Below are 19,376 nucleotides of genomic sequence, written 5' to 3' on the forward strand. Positions count from 1 at the left end.
AAAGCGTGCTGCACGTCGATCCCATCCTCACCGCCACCTCGGCCGTCCCGGCCGATGTGCTCGCGGCCACCTCGACGGGCCCGTCCCCGCTCGCCGCCGGGGCTGAGGCGACCCCGCCACCGTTCACCATCGGCGCGGTGCTGACCGAGACCCGGCTGGACAGCTGGCTGGCCCTCGGCCTGGTGCTCGCCGCCGGTCTCTACCTGTACGGGGTACACCGGCTGCGCATCCGCGGCGACCGCTGGCCGGTCGCCCGTACCGTCTTCTTCCTCGGCCCCGGCCTCGGCGGCATCGCGCTGGTCACGGTCAGCGGGCTGCACGCCTACGACACCGCGCTGCTGTCGGTGCACATGGTCCAGCACATGGTGCTCTCCATGGTGTCGCCGATCTTCCTGGCGCTGGGCGCGCCCATGACCCTCGCTCTGCGGACCCTGCCCGTCGGGCCGCGCAAGCGTCTCCTGGCGATCGTGCACAGCCGGATCGCCCGGATCTACACCTTCCCGCTGGTGGCGTTCGCCATCTTCGTGGTCAACCCGTTCGCCCTGTACTTCAGTGACCTGTACCGCTTCACGCTGGAGCACGCCTGGGCGCACGAGTTGGTGCACGCCCACTTCATCCTGACCGGCTGCGTGTTCTTCTGGCCGCTGCTCGGCCTGGACCCGTTGCCCGGCCGCTGGCCGTACCCGGCCCGGGCGCTGCTGATGCTGCTCTCCGTACCGTTCCACACCGTGCTCGGGCTCACCATCATGCAGAGCACCACGCTCTTCGGCGGCGACTGGTACCCGTCGCTCAACCTGAGCTGGGCCGACCCCAAGGCCGACCAGGTGGTCGCCGGCGGCATCCTCTGGGCCGGCGGCGAGTTCGTCAGCGTGACCATGCTCGCGGTGCTGGTCGTGCAGTGGGTCAAGCAGTCCGAACGGGAGGCCCGCCGCGTCGACCGCGAGCTGGACCGCCAGGAGGCCCGCGACCGCGCCGCCGACGCCGCGACCGCCTGAGCTGCGCAGACGGTACGACCAACGCCTCCCGGCCGGGCGGCGTGTCAGGTACGTCACGTCGGCCGGTACGATCGGCGGGCAGCTACGAGGTTGGAAGCGGAGTGTCGGCATGAGTGAGCGTCTGTGCACCGTCCTGCTCTACAGCGACGACCCGCAGGTCCGGGACCGGATGCGGCTCGCCGTGGGCACCCGGCCCGCGCCCGGGCTGCAGATCGAGTTCGTCGACGCGTCGACCTACGCCGAGACCATCCGGCTGGTCGACGACTACGAGATCGACCTGCTGCTGCTGGACGGCGAGGCGAGCCCCGGCGGCGGCATCGGCATCGCCCGGCAGATCAAGGACGACCGGGACGACGCGCCCCCCACCTGCCTCGTGATCGCCCGCGCCGCGGACCGATGGCTCGCCGCGTACGCCGAGGTCGACGCGACGCTGGTGCACCCGCTCGACCCGGTGACCACCGGCAGCACGGTGGCCGAGCTGCTGCGGACGCACGCACCCGCCTGACGTCCCCGCGTCAACCGGCACCGACAACGGCGCCGGCCGAGCCAGCGCCGGCTCCAGCCCACCCGCACTTCGTACGCTCGGGAGGCCCGCCATGGGCGATCGGACCTGGCCGCACCTGCTCAACTCGCTGCTGCGCGGCGAGGAGCTGACCACCGCCGACACCGCCTGGGCGATGGGCGAGATCATGGCCGGCTCGGCCACCCCGGCCCAGGTGGCGGGCTTCGCGGTGGCGCTGCGGGCCAAGGGTGAGACCTCGGCCGAGCTGGCCGGCCTGGTGGAGACGATGTTGAGCCGGGCCGTCCCGGTCGACCTCCCCGACGAGCTGCGCTCCACCGCGCTGGACGTGGTGGGCACCGGCGGTGACCTCGCCCACACGGTCAACATCTCCACCATGGCCGCGCTCGTCGTGGCGGGAGCCGGCGTCCGGGTGGTCAAGCACGGCAACCGTGCCGCGTCCTCCTCCTGCGGCACCGCCGATCTGCTGGAGTTCCTCGGCATCCCGCTCGACCTCGACCCGGACGCCATCGTGCGCTGCGTCACCGAGGCCGGCATCGGGTTCTGCTTCGCCGCCCGGTTCCACCAGGGGATGCGGCACACCGGACCGGTCCGCCGGGAGCTGGGCGTCCCCACCGTGTTCAACTTCCTCGGCCCGCTGACCAACCCGGCCCGCCCCCGCGCCGGCGCGGTCGGCTGCTTCGACGCGCGGATGGCCTCGGTGATGGCCGACGTGTTCGCCGCCCGCGGCGACTCGGTGCTGGTGATGCGCGGCGAGGACGGGCTGGACGAGTTCACCACCGCCGCGCCGACCCGCGTCTGGGCGGCGCAGAACGGCACCGTCCGTGAGGCCGTGCTGGACGCGACCGACCTGGGCGTGCCCCGGGCCACCCTCGCCGACCTGCGCGGCGGTGACGCCGCGTACAACGCCGGGGTGGCCCGTCGTCTACTGGCCGGCGAGACCGGCCCGGTCCGCGACGCGGTGCTGGTCAACGCGGCGGCGGCGCTCGCCACGCAGGGCCCCCTCGACGGCGACCTGACCGAGGCGCTGCGCGCCGGCCTGGACCGCGCCGCCGAGTCGATCGACTCGGGCGCGGCGGCCGGCGTCCTGGAGCGCTGGATCGCGACCGCCACCGCCGCCGAGGCCACGGCCACCGCCTGACCGGCACAGCCGCCCCGCACGATCAGCCGCCACGCGCGACAGACCGACCAGGTCGGCGACGTGGCGCCATCGGCGCGGCGAGACGCCCCGACTTCGGCGACGTGGCGCCATCGGCGCGGCGAGACGCCCCGACTTCGGCGACGTGGCGCCATCGGCGCGGCGAGACGCCCCGACTTCGGCGACGTGGCGCCATCGGCGCGGCGGGACGCAGCGACATCGGCGACCTGGCGCCATCGGCGCGACAGGACGCCACCACACCGGCGGCGTGGGGACGGCGGCGTTGCGGGGCTGGCGATTCGCGGCCGGTCGGGGGGTGGCGCGCGTCAGGCGGCGTGGCGGCGGGTGGGCTGGCGGCGACGACGCTCGGCCAGTCGGGTGACGGGGGCGACGAGCGTGGCGATCACCACGGCCGCGCCGCAGCCGGTGCAGACCAGCTCGGGACAGTCGCTGCCGTGGCCGTCGGCGCAGGGCGCCGCCTCGAACGGCGTCACGCCCTCGCAGACGTCGCAGTAGAGATCGCGGTGCGACATCGGGCGTCTCCTTCTCACTCCAGGCGACCCGCTCCGGAACGCGACAACGACGCACAACGGAAGCGGAGAACTACTCACCTGTAGTTTCCCACGCGGGTCCGACAAATCTCCGCGCCCACCGCCGCGCCTGCTTGATCCACTCGACATCACGGGAAGCGGGGTGTCCGGGGCGGCCGGACGCCGCGACTTCCGGCAAACCGAGTCGATCACGCGGCGGCCCGCCCACCACGAAGGCCCGCTCCCCCGGTGGGGGTGCGGGCCTTCGGAGCGGCACGCGGCCGGTCGCCGGGGCGACCGGGTCGATCAGTGCTCGGCGGTGCGCCGGGTGCCGGTGTAGTACTCGAACAGCAGGCCGCAGGCGGCGAAGACGACCGCCACCAGGCCGAGGCCGATCAGCCAGAACTGCCAGAACACCATGCCCAGCGCGGCGATTGCGGCGGCCAGCGCCAGACCGAACGGCCAGTAGCTGCCCGGGCTGAAGAAGCCGACCTCGCCGGCGCCGTCGGAGATCTCGGCGTCGGCCCGGTCCTCGGGGCGCAGGTCGATACGCCGGGAGACGAACCAGAAGAAGCCACCGCACATCGAGCAGAGCAGGAACGACAGCGCCAGGGCTACGGTGCCCACCCACTCGATGTTGCCGGACTCACCGTGCGTCCAGGCGCCGTAGAGGATGGTGGCGCCGAAGAGGAAACCGGCGATGATCAGGAAGATACGCCACTCGGTCTTCATGCGGCTGCCTCAGCTTCCCGTGCCGGCCGGAGCGCTGTCCGGGTTGAAGTTGCTCTGCGTCCGTCGGGTGTCGAACGGCTTGGTGGTCTGCGCGTACGGCTCCTCGCCGATCTGGGCCAGCGCCTCCTGGGTGGACTTGCCGCCCTGCTTGGCCGCGAGGAACTGGTCGTACTTCTCCGGCGAGACGACCCGCAGCTCGAAGTTCATGAACGCGTGGTAGCTGCCGCACAGCTCGGCGCAGCGGCCGACGTACGCGCCCTCGGCGTCGAGGCTGGAGACCTCGAACACGTTGCGGATCTTGCCGGGCATGACGTCCCGCTTGAACAGCAGCTCCGGCACCCAGAAGGAGTGGATGACGTCGCGGCTGGTCTCCTCGAACCGGATGGACCGGTTGGTCGGCAGCACGAGCACCGGGATGACCTCGCTGGTGCCGAGCGTCGACGCGGTGGTCTTGGCCTCGGTGCCCTGCCCGTCACGGTAGTTGAACTGCCAGTTCCACTTGAACGCGACGACCTCAACCGTGACGTCCGGGTTCTTCGACAGCTTGTCGACGTCGGTCTGCACGATCGCCGTGTAGTAGAAGAGCACGGAGACGATCAGGATCGGCGCGATGGTGTAGAGGAACTCCATCGGCAGGTTGTAGCGGGTCTGCACCGGCAGCGCGTTGCCGCGCTTGCGGTACCGCACGACGCACCAGAAGATCAGGCCCCACACGAAGACGCCGACCGCGAGCGCGGCGACGCAGGAGGCGATCCACAGGTCGTACATCCGGTGCGACTCGGGGGTGATGCCGCCCTGGGGCCAACCGAAGCCGCCGAACGTCTTGCCGACGTCACAGCCCGTGAGCAGAACCAGCAGAGCCACGCCCCCGAGACCGAGCCCGGCCAGCCGACCGGCACCACGTCCCCGGCGTCCACCGACCCGTGGGGCAGCACCGTGCCGTACGGCCGTCGGCCGTACCTCCGAACTCCTTGCGACCACCTGGTCCTGCCTCCCTAGCGCGCCGCGGTGCGTCCTTCGTCAGCACCGGCGGCAAAGGCGTCACCGACGGTCGCAGATTACTCGACCATGACGGACTCGACCGTGGTGGGGTCACTGTCCGCCCCCATCGGGGGGATCCTGGGCATAACGTCGCGATAACCTAAGGCGCCATGAGCGCATCCCCGGTCTACCTGGACGCGGCGACGGCCGCGCCGCTGCATCCGGTCGCCCGGCAGGCGCTGCTGGCGGCCCTGGAGGACGGTTGGGCCGACCCGGGAAAGCTCTACGGCCAGGCACGCCGTGCGCGACAACTGCTGGACGCCGCCCGCGAGGCCGCCGCGCAGACGCTCGGCGTCCGCGCCGACGAGCTGTCCTTCACCCCCAGCGGTACGACCGCAGCCCACGGCGCGGTGCTCGGCGCGCTGGCGGGACGGCGTCGGGTCGGGGCGACCCTGGTGCACTCGGCGATCGAGCACTCCGCCGTGCTGCACGCCGCCGAGCGGCACGTCGCGGCCGGCGGCGCCGCCACCTCCGTACCCGTGGACCGGGTGGGTCGGCTGGACCTGGCCGCCTGGTCGGACGCCGTCCGGGCGCCCGGGGTCGCGCTGGCCGCGCTGATCAGCGCCAGTCACGAGGTGGGCACCGTGCAGCCGGTCGCCGAGGCGGCGGCCGTGTGCGCGGAGGTCGGGGTGCCGCTGTACGTGGACGCGGCGCAGTCGGTCGGGCGGGTGCCGCTGCCGGCCGGCTGGTCGGTGCTCAGCGCCAGCGCGCACAAGTGGGGCGGGCCACCCGGGGTGGGGCTGCTGGCGGTGCGCAAGGGCACCCGCTGGGAGTCGCCGTGGCCGGCCGACGAGCGGGAGGGTGGTCGTACCCCCGGGGTGGTGAACCTGCCCGCGGTGGTGGCGGCGGCGGCGAGCCTGCGCGCGGCGGCGGCCGACGCGGCCGCCGAGCAGGCCCGGCTGTCCCCGCTGGTGGACCGGATCCGGGCGCGGGTGGCGGCCCAGGTGCCCGACGTGGAGGTGGTCGGCGACCCGGTGCTGCGGCTGCCGCACCTGGTGACGTTCTCCTGCCTGTACGTCGACGGCGAGACCCTGCTGCACGCGCTGGACCGGCGCGGGTTCGCGGTGTCGTCCGGTTCGTCCTGCACGTCGTCGACGCTGCGGCCGTCGCACGTGTTGGAGGCGATGGGGGTGCTCTCGCACGGCAACGTACGGGTCAGCCTGCACCGGGACACGACCGAGGAGGACGTCGAGCGGTTCCTCGCCGAGCTGCCCGGGATCGTCGCCGGGCTGCGGGCCGACGCCGGGGTGGTCGGGCTGTGACGATGCCGGACGAGGTGATCGACTGCCGGGGTCAGCGGTGCCCGCTCCCGGTGATCGCGGCGGCCCGGCGGATGCCCGAGGTGCCGGTCGGCACGGTCGTACGGGTACTCGCCGACGACCCGGCCGCGGCCGTGGACATCCCGGCCTGGTGCCGAATGCGCGGCCAGGAGTTCCTGGGTGCCCTGACAGGCCCCGAAGGCCCCGCCTACGACCTCCGCCGCACCCACTAGCCCCCTCTCCCCTCCCCGCCCCCCTATACCCCCGCGATCTTGCACTTTCTGTCGCGACAAGAGCGGACAAGAGCCGCGAAACTTCGACACAAAGTGCAAGATCGGCGAGAGGTGTGGGGCGCGGGGGCGCGGGGCGGGGGCGCGGGGCGGGGTTACGGGAGGAGGTGGGGGCGGATTTCTTCTGCTGCTTCGTCGCCGTAGGACTCGGCGAGGCGCTTGACGAACAGGTCGCGGCGGACGTCGTACTCCTGGGTGCCGACCGTCTCCAGGACGAGCGTGGCCAGCAGCGAGCCGACCTGGGCGGCCCGCTCCAGGCCGAGGCCCCAGGAGAGCGCGGTGAAGAAGCCGGCCCGGAAGCCGTCGCCGACCCCGGTCGGGTCGACGGCCCGGATCTCCCGGGCGATGGGTACGTGGATGGGGTCGAAGCCCCGGCCGGCGATCTCCACACCGTCCTTGCCCAGCGTGGTGACCCGCACCTTGACCAGGTCCAGCAACTGCTCGTCGCTGAGCTGCGCCTTGCTCTGCAACAGCGACTTCTCGTAGTCGTTGGTCATCAGGTACTCGGCGCCCTCGATCAGCGCCACCACGTCCTCGCCGGGCATCCGGGCGAGCTGCTGGGAGGGGTCGGCGGCGAACGCGTACCCGCGGGTGCGGCACTCGGCCGAGTGCCGCAGCATCGCCTCCGGGTCGTTCGCGCTGACCAGCACCAGGTCCAGTCCGCCGAGCCGGTCGGCGACGGGGGCCAGTTCGATGTTGCGCGCCTCGCTCATGGCGCCCGCGTAGAACGAGGCGATCTGGCACATGTCGGTGTCGGTGGTGCACACGAACCGGGCGGTGTGCGCGACCTCACTGATGTGCACCGAGTCGCAGTCCACGCCGTGCCGCTCCAGCCAGGAGCGGTAGTCGGCGAAGTCGGCCCCGACCGCCCCGAGCAGCACCGGGCGCAGCCCGAGCTGGCCCATGCCGAAGGAGATGTTCGCCGCCACCCCACCACGGCGGAGCACCAGGTCGTCCACCAGGAAGGAGAGCGAAACCTTGTGCAGCTGATCGGCGATGAGCTGGTCGGCGAAGCGACCCGGGAAGCTCATCAGGTGATCGGTGGCGATCGAGCCGGTCACGGCGATCTTCATGTCAACCCTCAGGGTCGGGAGCAGGGCGCGGTCAGCCTACCGGCCCGGCAACCCGGGGGTGTCCGGTCGGTCAGGCAACGGCAACCGGCTGGTCACCAGCGTTGCGGGGCCAGGTACGACGACGGGGCGGTCCCGGTGGGACCGCCCCGTCGTCGGTGGCGCGTGGGCTCTAGTTGAACGAGTCGCCGCAGGCGCAGGAGTTGCCCGCGTTGGGGTTGTCGATGGTGAAGCCCTGGGCGTCGATCCGGTCGGCGAAGTCGATCGTCGCGCCCGCCAGGTACGGGGCACTCATCCGGTCGACGACGACCTCGACGCCGCCGAAGTCGGTGACGACGTCACCGTCGAGCGAACGCTCGTCGAAGAAGAGCTGGTACCGCAGGCCGGAGCAGCCGCCCGGCTGCACCGCGACCCGGAGCCGCAGGTCGTCGCGGCCCTCCTGCTCGATCAGGGCCTTGACCTTCTGCGCCGCGACGTCGGTGAGGACGACGGAAGTAGGGGCCTGGGCCTCGGTCGACTCGGTCTGCGCTGGCGTGGTCACGTGGAAGTCTCCCTGCGCGGTTTTGGGTCCGGACGCACTGGCCAACATCGCACGCCGTCCAGTGATTCCCGGTTGTGGTCCAGTTCCGATCGTACGCCGCTCCGGCCGGAGGTACCCGCGTGGCGGGACCCCACCCCTGGTGGGACGCTCAGCGGCTCCACTGCCGGGCCAGTCGGGCGCCCAGTTCGCGCAGCCCGTCGGCGGGGCGGCTCAGCGCCGCGTCGAGCCCGCCGGCCGCCTCACCGCCGAAGTGCTCCACCAGGCTGTACGCGTCGGTCACCCCGGCCGAGGCGGCCTCCCGCCGACCGGTGCTGACCTGGCCGGCGAGCACCACACAGGGCACCCCCCGGTCCCGGGCGGCCCCGGCCACCCCGGCGACGACCTTGCCGCGCAGCGACTGGTGGTCGAACGACCCCTCCCCGGTGATCACCAGGTCGGCGGCGTCCAGGGCGGCGTCCAACCGGACGGCCCGGGTGACCAGGCCGATACCGGACTCGCAGCCGCCACCGAGCGCGAGGATGGCCGCGCCGAGGCCGCCGGCCGCCCCGCCGCCGGACAGCACGCCCAGTTCCGCCGGGCAGCCGGGCAGGTCCCGCTCCAACACCGCCGCGAAGCGCTCGAGGGCGGCGTCGAGCAGCAGCACGTCGGCCCGGTCGGCGCCCTTCTGCGGCCCGAAGACGTTGCTCGCGCCGTGCAGGCCGAGCAGCGGGTTGTCCACGTCGGTGGCGGCGACCAGCCGGACACCCCGCAACCGGGGTACGCCGTCCAGCCCGTCGACCGCGGCCAGCGCGGCTCCCCCGTACGGCAGGGCGGCGCCGGCGGCGTCCAGGGGCGTCACGCCCAGCGCGGCCAGCATGCCGGCGCCGGCGTCGTTGGTGGCGGAGCCGCCCAGCCCGATCACCACCGTCCGGGCCCCGCTCTCCACGGCGGCGGTGACCAGCAGACCCAGCCCGTACGACGTGGTGGCCTTCGGGTCGCGCTCGGCGTCGGTGAGCAGGTGCAGTCCGCACGCCTGGGCGCTCTCCAGGTAGGCGGTCGCGCCGTCGGCGGTGAGCAGGATCTCACCCGCCGCCGGACGGCCCAGCGGGTCGACCGTCGACACCGGCAGGCGCCGGCCGCCGAGCGCGTCGGCGAGCACCTGGACGAAGCCCGGGCCGCCGTCGGCGAGGGGCCGGATCAGCAGGTCGTCGCCGTCGGTGACGCTGCGCCAACCGGCGGCCACCGCCGCGGCGACCTCCGGTGCGGGCAGGGTGCCGGCGAACTTGTCCGGGCAGAGCAGCACGCGCATGCCGAGCAGTGTGGCAGCACACACCGAGCGGAGCTGCGGCGCGCTCGCGCTGTGGGACCATGGGCTACGTGACTTCGACCTGGGTGGAACCCTCCAACACGGCGACGGCTCTGCTGCTGCTCGGCCGGGGCAGCGACCCCGACACCGAGCGCGGCGTCGAGTGTCCGGGCGACCTGCCGGCGCCCAGCGATCCCGACCTGGTGGCCCGCGCGGCGGCGGCGAAGGCGAAGCTGGGCAGCAAGGTCTTCGTGCTGGGGCACCACTACCAGCGCGACGAGGTGATCCAGTTCGCCGACGTGACGGGCGACTCGTTCAAGCTGGCCCGGGAGGCGGCGGCCCGTCCGGAGGCGGAGTACATCGTCTTCTGCGGCGTGCACTTCATGGCCGAGAGCGCCGACATCCTCACCACCGGCACCCAGCGGGTGATCCTGCCCGATCTGGCGGCCGGCTGCTCGATGGCGGACATGGCCGTGCTGGGTCAGGTCGAGGCCGCCTGGGACACGCTGACCGAGCTGGGCATCGCGGGCGACACCGTGCCGGTGACGTACATGAACTCGTCGGCGGACATCAAGGGTTTCGTCGGCCGCAACGGCGGCGTGGTCTGCACCTCGTCCAACGCCAAGCGCGCCCTGGACTGGGCGTTCGAGCAGGGCTCGAAGGTGCTGTTCCTGCCGGACCAGCACCTGGGCCGCAACACCGCCGTGCTGGAGATGGGCCTGTCGCTCGACGACTGCGTGCTCTACGACCCGCACAAGCCCGGTGGCGGGCTCACCCCGGAGCAGCTGCGCGACGCCAAGATGATCCTGTGGCGGGGGCACTGCTCGGTGCACGGCCGGTTCACCCTGGAGAGCGTCAACGACGTACGCGAGCGGGTGCCGGGCGTGAACGTGCTGGTCCACCCGGAGTGCCGGCACGAGGTGGTCACCGCCGCCGACTACGTGGGCTCGACGGAGTACATCATCAAGACCATCGAGGCGGCGCCGGCCGGCTCGGCGTGGGCGCTGGGCACCGAGCTGAACCTGGTCCGCCGCCTCGCGCTGGCCCACCCGGACAAGCAGATCATGTTCCTCGACAAGGCGGTCTGCTACTGCTCGACGATGAACCGGATCGACCTGCCGCACCTGGTGTGGGCCCTCGAAGAGCTGGTCGCGGGCCGGGTGGTCAACCAGATCACGGTGGACGCCGACACCGCCCACCACGCGCGGGTGGCGCTGGACCAGATGCTCGCCCTGCCCGGTGCGTGATCACGATCCGTGACGTCGTTGGTACGCAAAAGTGCCGGATCACCGATTAATGCCACACACGCCGGTGTGACCGAGTCCTTTTTCGTCACCGAGGGCTATGCTGCCGGAGCGACGACGCGAGCGGGCCGTTTCGATATGGCCGCATCCGGGGTAGCGACAAGGTTCACGCTCCCCACCATCAACACAGCAGCACCGACGCGCTGGAGGTTGCGTTGACCGACGACGTCCTGGTCGTGCACGGAGGAACTCCGCTCGAAGGGCGGATCCGCGTGCGCGGCGCGAAGAACCTGGTTTCGAAGGCGATGGTCGCCGCACTGCTGGGCGACAGCCCGAGCCGGCTGTTCGACGTGCCGAAGATCCGAGACGTCGAGGTGGTCCGGGGTCTGCTCGGTCTGCACGGCGTCAAGGTGACCGACGGCGCCGAGGACGGCGAGCTCGTCTTCGACCCGGCGAACGTGGAGAGCGCCAGCACCGACCAGATCAACGTGCACGCTGGTTCCAGCCGCATCCCGATCCTGTTCTGCGGGCCGCTGCTGCACCGCCTCGGGCACGCGTTCATCCCGGACCTGGGCGGCTGCCACATCGGCCCGCGTCCGATCGACTTCCACCTGCAGGCGCTGCGGGAGTTCGGCGCGACCGTCGACAAGCGGCCCGAAGGGCTGCACCTGTCCGCGCCGAACGGGCTGCACGGCACCAAGTTCGCCCTGCCGTACCCGAGCGTGGGCGCCACCGAGCAGGTGCTGCTGACCGCGGTCATGGCCGAGGGCGTCACCGAGCTGCGGAACGCCGCCGTCGAGCCGGAGATCATCGACCTGATCTGCATCCTGCAGAAGATGGGCGCGATCATCAAGGTCCACACCGACCGGGTGATCGAGATCCAGGGCGTGCCGAAGCTGCACGGCTACACCCACCGGCCGATCCCGGACCGGATCGAGGCCGCGAGCTGGGCCGCCGCCGCGCTGGCCACCCGTGGTCACGTCGAGGTGCTCGGCGCGCAGCAGGCCGACATGATGACCTTCCTGAACATCTTCCGGTCGGTCGGCGGCGAGTACGAGGTCACCGACGCGCGCGCGCCGAAGCTGGGCGACCCGGGCCAGGAGGGCGGCATCCGCTTCTGGCACCCGGGCGGCGAGCTGAACGCGGTGGCGCTGGAGACCGACGTGCACCCGGGCTTCATGACCGACTGGCAGCAGCCGCTGGTCGTGGCGCTGACACAGGCCCGCGGCCTGTCGATCGTGCACGAGACGGTCTACGAGCAGCGGCTCGGCTACACCGAGGCGCTGAACTCGATGGGCGCCAACATCCAGGTCTACCGGGACTGCCTCGGCGGCACCCCGTGCCGCTTCGGCCGGCGCAACTTCAAGCACTCGGCGGTGATCGCCGGGCCGAGCAAGCTGCACGCCGCCGACCTGGTCATCCCGGACCTGCGGGCCGGTTTCAGTCACCTGATCGCGGCGCTCGCGGCCGAGGGCACCTCCCGGGTGTACGGCGTCGACCTGATCAACCGGGGCTACGAGGACTTCGAGGCGAAGCTCGCCGACCTCGGCGCGCACGCCGAGCGCCCGTAACCTCCCGCACCAATCGTTCGGCCCCGACGGCTCCAGGTCGCACTGCGACCTGGAGCCGTCGCCGTAACACCGCGATGTGCACCGGGCGCGGACCGTTGGCTACCCTTGCCGCGTGCCGTCGCTCTTTCGCCGCAGCAAGTCCACCGACCTCGTCGACGAGGCCGTCACCTCGGTGACCCCCGAGGAGACCGCCGAGCGTCCCCGGGGCTACACCCCGGCCAAGGGCCGGGAGACGCCGAAGCGGCCGACGGTCGGCCGGCGTCCGGCCGGTCCGAGCCGCCCCCTCACCAAGGAGGAGGAGCGGGAGCGGCGTCGTCAACTGCGCGCGGAAGCCTCGGCCGAGTTCCGCCGCGAGGGTGGCCCCCGCGACCGGGGCCCGGAGCGGTTGCTGGCGCGCAACGTGGTCGACTCCCGTCGTACCGTCGGCACCTGGTTCTTCGGTGGCGCGCTGATCGTGCTGATCGGCTCGAACGCCGCGATGCCGCCGGTGGTCCGGTTGATCTCCAACATCCTCTGGGGCGCCCTGGCCCTGGGCGTGGTGGTCGACTCGGTACTGATCTGCCGCAAGATCAGCAAGTTGGTCCGGGAGCGCTTCCCGAAGACCGACCAGCGGATGGGCTCGCTCTACCTCTACGCCGTGATGCGCTCGATCACCTTCCGGCGGATGCGCGCTCCGGCGCCCGCGGTGCAGCTCGGCGACAAGGTCTGATTCCGGCGACATCTCGCGCTGGGCGCTTTGCCGGCAACGGACGTCGGAGGGTCGCCGTTCGTTGTACCGTGCGCGTAGTCCAGCACGGTGAACAGGTCGCCCGTTGTTCGTGACCGCGAACGTGACCCAGTGGAGCGAACACGCATGCCCGGAGAACCGTCGGCCAGCGTCGCCGCCGCCGTGCGCCGCGAGCGCGAGCGGGCCGGTGTCTCGCTGACCGAGTTGGCCGCCCGGGCGGGGCTGGCCGAGTCCACGCTCGCAACCATGGAGGCGGGGACCGGTGACCCGAGTATGGAGACGCTGTGGGCGATCGGCACGGCGCTTGGCGTACCGCTCAGCCGGCTCGTGGAGCCGGCGGCCGACGACCTGCGGGTGATCCGCGCCGGCCAGGGGCCCCGGGTCCGCTCCGAGCAGGCCGACTTCACCGGGACGCTGCTCAGCGCCGGGACGGCGCAGGTACGCCGGGACATCTACCTGATCGAGTTGGAGCCGGGCGCGATCCGGGAGGCGGACGGACACACGCCGCACAGCGTGGAGCACGTGGTGGTGGCCGCCGGACGGCTGCGCGTGGGGCCCGAGAGCGAGGTGGTCGAACTCGGCCCCGGTGACTACGCGATGTTCCCCGGTGACCTGCCGCACCGGTACGAGGCGCTGGTCCCCGGGACGTTCGCCGTCCTCGTCATGGAGCATCCCTGACCCGGTGCACCGGTTCGTCGGGGGCGACGGGTGGGGTATCGTCGAAGGCCAGATTGGGTTATCGACCTAAATGTCCGGAACCATCGGATAACGTTTGCGCTCGTGGGCGGCACCACAGTGGCGGTGGGCGAGCCCGCGCCGTTACCCTCCATCCGCAGCCACGCCCTGCCGGAACGGGCGACCCGACCGGCACGCGAGGCCCCAGCGCGACAATGTGCAACGAGGTGACAACGCCGTGAGCGAGCGGACGCGAGCCGGCCACCGGAGCGTGGCAGGCGGCGACCGGACGCCCAACGGCCAGCGGGACACGAGCCCGGCCACCGCACCGTCGACGGGGAGCGGCCGAACGGTCGGGTGTGGCGACGGGCTCGACGGATGAACGGCCGCTACACCGACCGGTGGCGGGATCCGAACGAACCGTCCTGGGTGGTCGAACCGACCACCGAATGGCAACCCCAGTTCCCCGGTCAGCGCTACCCCGGCGACATCGGCGCCGCCCACCAGTCCCCGCCGCCGCGCGGACGGGCGAGCGCGGTCGGCCGGGCCGAGGTGCCGCCGCTCGCGCCCACCCGCCCGGACGGCACCTACCTCGGCCGATCCTGGGCCGACGAACCTCCCGCCGAGCCGGACGGCCGATGGCGGGCGGACGACGAGCCGGACCAGCCCTACGGCTGGCCGCGCGGCGACGAGCGGACGTCCGACGCGTCGCGCCCCGGCCGATCCGAGACCGCGTACTACGACCATGAGCCGTACCGCCGGCCGCTCCCCGAGCCGCCCCGGCGCGAGGAGCGCCGCTCCCCCGAGTCGGACCGGCGTACCGCCTGGTCCGACCGACGCGCCAGCGACGACCGGGTCCCTGGCCGGGAGGCCGCGTGGCACCGCGACCAGCCCGCTTCCGAGGGGTACGACAGCCGCCGCCGTCGACCCGAGCCACCCGACCGGGACCGGGCGTACCCGACGTCGCCGCCGGTCTCCCCCGGCCCCTACTCCGCGACGCCCCGCGGCGACTCCGGCTGGGTGGCCGAGCCGGACGAGCCACCGCGCCGACGCGGCACGTCGGAGCGACCCGCCGCCCACGACCGGCAGCCCGGCGACGGGTACGGCAGCCGCCCGGCCCGCAGCCCCGAGAGCCGCCCGACCGACGGCTGGGCCGCCGAGGGTCCGGGCCAGTGGGCACCCGTCGACAGCCGCTCCCGCTACCGTGCCGACGGCCAGCCCGACCGCCGCCCCGACGACCTGCGCCGACCGGAGCGCCGCCCGGACGAGGACGCCCGCCGCCCGGAGCGCTGGCCCGACGACGCCCGTCGCCCGGAACGCGGCGTGGCCGACGACACGCGCCGACCCGAGCGCCGCCTGGCCGACGACACGCGCCGACCGGAACGCGGCCTGGCCGACGACACGCGCCGACCCGAACGCGGCCTGGCCGACGACACGCGCCGACCCGAACGCGGCCTGGCCGACGACGCCCGCCGACCCGAACGCTGGCCCGACGACGTCCGCCAGGCAGAGCGGGCCGTTGTCGACGACAGGTCCCGAGCGGAGGCCGGACCGGGCGTGTCCGCCGAGCGGCAGCGTCGGCCGGACGAGGTGCTCGGGCCGCCCCAGACCTCCGAGGGTGGACGGCGACGCCGCCTCGAACCGGAGGCGGAGCAGCCCCGCCGCGACGACGACCGTCGCCGTCACGACGTCGACCCGCACCGCCAGCACCCCCGCGAGGCGGCAGCGCGCGCCGACGCGTACCCGGACCGTCGCCCGCGCGAGACGGCCCGACCGGAGCCGTACCGGGAAGAGACCCGCCGCGACGACGCCTACCGCGAGCCCCGCTCCGGCGCGGGCCTGCCCTGGCCGGCGCCCGGGCCGGTGCATCCGGACCGCACCCGGGAGCCGGGCTACCGGCCCGAGCCGCGCCGCGACACCGAGCCGCGGGTCGGGTCGCGACCGCCCACCGGCCCGGCACGGCCACCGGTGGAGCCTCCTCGCTACGACGAACGGCAGGCGCGCCCCGCCGCGAGCGCGTCGCCCAGCTACCGCCGGGACACCCCGGTCCCACCCACCCCCGTCTCCCCGGCCGCGCCGGTCCCGCCCACGCCGATCTCCCCGGCCGCGCCGGGCGCCGACCGGGTGACTCCGGCTCGGCCGGTGTCGCCGGAGCGGCCGGTGTCGCCGGAGCGGCCGGTGTCGCCCGCCGTTCCCGGCCGGGACCGGCAAATCTCGCCCGCCGCCCCGGGCCGGGACTGGCCGATCTCCCCCGCCGCTCCCGGCCGGGACCGGCAAATCTCGCCCGCCGCTCCCGGTCGGGACCGGCCGGTCTCGCCCGCCGCCGGGTGGGCGAGACCGGTGTCGGCGACGCCCGTCTCCCCGGCTCCCGCCGACCACGAGCAGCGACCGTCCACTCCCTACCACCGACCGCAGGACGACCGGCCGGTGTCGGGCATGCCGGTGTCGCCGGCAGCGGACGTGCCGGTCTCCGGTCCGCCGGCCGCGCGGCTCCGGGTGGAGTTCCTGCCCGCCCCGGTGGATCCCCCGTCGTCGGACGGCCAGCCGACGCCGTCCCGACCCGAACACCCCCGGCCCGAACACCCCCGGCCCACCGACGCCGCGACGACGGGCACCCGGCCCACCACGCCACCGCGCTACCCCGGCCCGGACAACCGCCCGCCCGTCGCGCCGCCGCCGACGTGGCAGCGGCCGGAGCCGCCCGCGACACACGCGACGCCGGCGTCTCCCACACCCCCCGCCGAGCCGGCACTCCCGATCGCCCCGGGCGTGCCGCGTCGCTACGTGCCACCGACGCCCACCGAGGCGTCCGCGCCACCCACCGCGGAGCCGACGACGGCACCGACGCAGGGAGCCGACGCCTGGTTCAGCCCCGCCAACCAGCCGGCCGAAGCCGAGCAGGACGCGTCGACGGCAACCGACACGCCGCCGACGACCGACGCCACGGCCGCCGGGGCGACCGAGGAACGGGCCCCCGTCGGCGTACCGGCGGAGTCCTCGCCGGAGACCGAGGATCGGCACAACACGATTGCGTCGGCCGAACCGGCCGCTGACCGCCCGGTTGACGACCAGCGACCCGACGTCGCCGGTGAGGCCGCCGCGGCACCGGTCTCCGAACCACCCGCCGACCTGTTCGACCCGCCACCGACCCGACCGGTGTCCGCACCACCCGCCACCGCGCGGCCCGTCTCCGCACCGCCCGTCTCCGCACCGCCCGTTCCGGACGCGCCGGTATCGGCTGCGCCCGTCTCGGGCCCGCCCGTCTCCGCGCCGCCGTTCGGGACGTCCGCCGCCGAGCGTCCATCCTGGCCCGGCGAGTTGGTCGACCAGGGGACGTCCGCCGCCGAGCCGCCCCGGAGCGGACCGGAGCCGGTATCCGGACCCCCGGCGCAAACCACTCCGGTCGCGCCGCTCGCCTGGTCGGACGACCTGAGCGAGGCAACGGACCACCGGCCTGCGCCGGTCGAGGAAGCCTCCATCCCGGACCACCGGCCGGTCTCCGGCGAGACGCCGCAGTGGCCGGACGGGTCCGTTGCGGACGACCTCGACGAGGTACCCGACCCCGTCTCGGCACCGCCCGCCGCGCCGGTGTCAGCACCGCCCACCACGACCGGCTACGCGACGCCCACCTCGGCACCGCCGGCCACGCCCGTCTCGGCAGTGTCCATCGCGCCGGTGTCGGCACCGCCCACGACCACGACCGACTACGCGACGCCCATCTCGGCACCGCCCGCCGCGCCGGTGTCGGCACCACCCACCACGACCACGACCGACTACGCCACACCCGTCTCGGCACCGCCCACCGCACCCGTCTCAGCGCCGCCCGCCGCGACCACGACCGACTACGCGACGTCCACCTCGGCGCCGCCCGATGCCGCATCCGATTACCGTTACGCGCCGGACGCCGCAGCGGAGAGCGCCGGCCCGGCACCCGCCTTCGCCGACGCCGGGCCACCCGACCCGGAACCCACCGTCGCGCCAATCGCGGACGAACCGGTCTCCGCGCCACCCGCGGCCCTCGAACCCACCCCGACGCCACCCGCCGCCCCCGAGTCCGCCTCGACGCCACCGGCCGAGGCGGAGCCCGTCCCCGCGACGCACGCCACCACCGAGCCCGTCGCGCCACCCGCCACCACCGAGCCCGTCGCCGCGCCGGCCGCCGCCGAAGCCGTCGCCACGCCACCCGCCGCCACCGAACCCGACTCCGGGCCGCCGGCGGCATCCCCGCCCAGCCCCGAGGCAACCGGCTCGGAAGCCACCGTCGCGCCGATCGCGGACGTACCGGTCTCCGCGCCACCCGCTGCCGGCAAGCCCGTCTCCGCCGTACCGGCCGCCGTCATTCCCGGGCCGCGTGACCCGTCGTCCGAGGTGGACGCGCCGGTGTCGGCGCCGCCGGCCGCCGCTGCGGAGCCGGCGGGCCCGTCCCTGTCCGACGAGGGCGACCCGGAGCAGGTCCTGGCCGCGTACCGGTGGCGGCTGGACCCGGTGACCCTGCGCGAGGAGCTGACCGAGCCGGACGGCATGCGGGCCATCCGGCGGCGGCTGACCGAGAAGTTGGGTACCGCCGTCGACAACCGGGCCCGCGCGCGACTGCTCAGCCTGCGGGCGGTGACCTCGCGGATCCTCGGCGACCTCGACGACGCGTTGGCCGACGGACGCCTCGCCCTCACCTACGCGGAGGCCACCGGTGAGCTGCGCCGGACCGCGCTGGCACAGGCGCGGCTGGCGCACGTCCTGCGCTGGCGCGGCGACTTCGCCGAGGCCGACCAGCTGTTCGCCGAGGCCAACTCGGTCGAGCTGCCCGACCGGCTGCGCGCCGCGCTGCACGAGCACGCCGGGCGCTGCTGTTACGACCAGGGCCGGCTGATGGAGGCCTGCCAGCACTTCGAGCGGGCGCTCGACCTGCGCGGCGCGGCCGACGCCGAGCTGCTGGACCGGGTCCGGGTGGCCCTCGACGCGGTCACCGTGCGAGCCTCGGCGGACGGCTTCGGGCCGTACCCCCGGGGTCGGGACGAGGTGCTCGATCGGGACCGGCCCCCGCAGCCCGACCGCGACGGAGCGCTGTGGGGTTACGTCGACCAGGCCGGTGAGGTCGCCGTTCCCGCCCGGTACGCGGAGGCGCAACCGTTCCACGACGGGCTGGCCTGGGTCCGGCGGCCGGACACCGACCGGTGGTCGCTGATCAACATGTTGGGTACGACGGTGATCCCGCCGTCGTACCGGGCGGTGCGCCCGTTCAGCGACGGCCTGGCCTGGGTGGTCACCGACGGCGGGTGGACGGCGATCGACCCGACGGGCGCGGTGCAGGTTCCGCCGAACTTCGCCGACGTGCGGCCGTTCCGCCGTGGGCTGGCGGCCGTGAAGCGCGACGGCTGGGGGGCGGTCGACCGGACCGGACGGATCGTGGTGCCGACCCGCTACCACGCCTTCGTCACCGAGTTGACCGACGCGGGACCTGTCGACGGCTTCACCGACGAGGGTCTCGCGGTCGTCGACGTGGGCGGCCGGCGCGGTGTGGTGGATCGCGCGGGCACGCAGGTGGTGCCGCCGTCGTACCCGACGGTGGTCATCCATCCGGTGGCGTTCCTGGTCGGCGGCGGCGGCCGGTGGGGTGCGCTGGACCGTCGCGGCGCGCCGCTGATCGATCTGGTGCACCCCGATCGCGCCACGGTGCTGGAGGAGATCGACCGACTGTTGACCGACGCCAGCCCGGTGCTCTGAACCGCGCTCGGCGATCATGATCCACCGGAGTTAGGGT

At 73.9% G+C, this 19,376-nt stretch carries 16 protein-coding genes; 10 read left to right on the forward strand and 6 right to left on the reverse strand.

Annotated elements, in window-relative coordinates; genetic code table 11:
• Nucleotides 1-5 precede the first annotated feature (5 nt).
• From AC3EN4_RS25235 to trpD, 3 genes are all read left to right on the forward strand, one after another.
• A complete protein-coding gene (locus AC3EN4_RS25235) occupies nt 6-995 on the forward strand; it encodes a cytochrome c oxidase assembly protein (RefSeq protein WP_435208301.1) in 990 nt (329 codons plus the stop codon).
• Nucleotides 996-1,104: 109 nt separating this feature from the next.
• On the forward strand, nt 1,105-1,500 hold the full coding sequence (locus tag AC3EN4_RS25240; protein WP_355236420.1) for a response regulator: 396 nt from the start codon (nt 1,105-1,107) through the stop codon (nt 1,498-1,500).
• Between the two features lie 91 nt (nt 1,501-1,591).
• Nucleotides 1,592-2,656, forward strand: coding sequence for an anthranilate phosphoribosyltransferase (trpD, locus tag AC3EN4_RS25245; RefSeq protein ID WP_435208303.1), 1,065 nt, complete (start codon nt 1,592-1,594; stop codon nt 2,654-2,656).
• A gap of 323 nt (nt 2,657-2,979) precedes the next feature.
• On the opposite strand, the gene AC3EN4_RS25250 is transcribed toward trpD, so the two are convergent.
• From AC3EN4_RS25250 to ctaC, 3 genes are all read right to left on the reverse strand, one after another.
• Nucleotides 2,980-3,186 carry a hypothetical protein gene (locus AC3EN4_RS25250; RefSeq protein WP_435208305.1) on the reverse strand — a complete coding sequence of 69 codons (207 nt, stop codon included), beginning with the start codon at nt 3,184-3,186 and terminating at the stop codon, nt 2,980-2,982.
• Nucleotides 3,187-3,489: 303 nt separating this feature from the next.
• Nucleotides 3,490-3,915 carry a cytochrome c oxidase subunit 4 gene (locus tag AC3EN4_RS25255; RefSeq protein WP_422736140.1) on the reverse strand — a complete coding sequence of 142 codons (426 nt, stop codon included), beginning with the start codon at nt 3,913-3,915 and terminating at the stop codon, nt 3,490-3,492.
• A 9-nt stretch (nt 3,916-3,924) separates the two neighbouring features.
• A complete protein-coding gene (ctaC, locus tag AC3EN4_RS25260) occupies nt 3,925-4,896 on the reverse strand; it encodes an aa3-type cytochrome oxidase subunit II (RefSeq protein ID WP_422736141.1) in 972 nt (323 codons plus the stop codon).
• A 170-nt stretch (nt 4,897-5,066) separates the two neighbouring features.
• Between ctaC and AC3EN4_RS25265 the strand changes: the two genes are divergently transcribed.
• Nucleotides 5,067-6,218, forward strand: a complete 1,152-nt coding sequence (locus tag AC3EN4_RS25265) for a cysteine desulfurase family protein (protein ID WP_435208307.1) — start codon at nt 5,067-5,069, stop codon at nt 6,216-6,218.
• On the forward strand, nt 6,215-6,448 hold the full coding sequence (locus tag AC3EN4_RS25270; RefSeq protein WP_422736143.1) for a sulfurtransferase TusA family protein: 234 nt from the start codon (nt 6,215-6,217) through the stop codon (nt 6,446-6,448). The genes AC3EN4_RS25265 and AC3EN4_RS25270 overlap by 4 nt, the downstream gene beginning before the upstream one ends.
• 152 nt (nt 6,449-6,600) lie before the next feature.
• On the opposite strand, the gene AC3EN4_RS25275 is transcribed toward AC3EN4_RS25270, so the two are convergent.
• From AC3EN4_RS25275 to AC3EN4_RS25285, 3 genes are all read right to left on the reverse strand, one after another.
• Nucleotides 6,601-7,578, reverse strand: coding sequence for a carbohydrate kinase family protein (locus AC3EN4_RS25275; RefSeq protein ID WP_435208309.1), 978 nt, complete (start codon nt 7,576-7,578; stop codon nt 6,601-6,603).
• A 169-nt stretch (nt 7,579-7,747) separates the two neighbouring features.
• Entirely contained in the window at nt 7,748-8,116 is a 369-nt protein-coding gene (gene erpA / locus AC3EN4_RS25280; RefSeq protein ID WP_282257478.1) for an iron-sulfur cluster insertion protein ErpA, read from the reverse strand.
• Nucleotides 8,117-8,264: 148 nt separating this feature from the next.
• A complete protein-coding gene (locus AC3EN4_RS25285) occupies nt 8,265-9,404 on the reverse strand; it encodes a glycerate kinase family protein (protein ID WP_435208311.1) in 1,140 nt (379 codons plus the stop codon).
• Nucleotides 9,405-9,472: 68 nt separating this feature from the next.
• On the opposite strand from AC3EN4_RS25285, the gene nadA reads away from it, so the two are divergent.
• The 5 genes from nadA to AC3EN4_RS25310 all read left to right on the forward strand — a co-directional run bounded on the left by nadA (nt 9,473) and on the right by AC3EN4_RS25310 (nt 19,339).
• Nucleotides 9,473-10,648 (forward strand): quinolinate synthase NadA, encoded by a 1,176-nt coding sequence (gene nadA, locus AC3EN4_RS25290; RefSeq protein ID WP_435208313.1) that lies wholly within the window; start codon nt 9,473-9,475, stop codon nt 10,646-10,648.
• A 212-nt stretch (nt 10,649-10,860) separates the two neighbouring features.
• Nucleotides 10,861-12,216, forward strand: coding sequence for a UDP-N-acetylglucosamine 1-carboxyvinyltransferase (murA, locus tag AC3EN4_RS25295; RefSeq protein ID WP_203177790.1), 1,356 nt, complete (start codon nt 10,861-10,863; stop codon nt 12,214-12,216).
• Between the two features lie 112 nt (nt 12,217-12,328).
• Nucleotides 12,329-12,925 (forward strand): DUF3043 domain-containing protein, encoded by a 597-nt coding sequence (locus tag AC3EN4_RS25300; protein ID WP_435208315.1) that lies wholly within the window; start codon nt 12,329-12,331, stop codon nt 12,923-12,925.
• 144 nt (nt 12,926-13,069) lie between these two features.
• A complete protein-coding gene (locus tag AC3EN4_RS25305) occupies nt 13,070-13,621 on the forward strand; it encodes a helix-turn-helix domain-containing protein (protein WP_435208317.1) in 552 nt (183 codons plus the stop codon).
• A gap of 375 nt (nt 13,622-13,996) precedes the next feature.
• Nucleotides 13,997-19,339 (forward strand): WG repeat-containing protein, encoded by a 5,343-nt coding sequence (locus AC3EN4_RS25310; RefSeq protein ID WP_435208319.1) that lies wholly within the window; start codon nt 13,997-13,999, stop codon nt 19,337-19,339.
• Nucleotides 19,340-19,376: the final 37 nt, after the last annotated feature.

The sequence above is a fragment of the Micromonospora sp. bgisy143 genome (genome assembly GCF_057708145.1).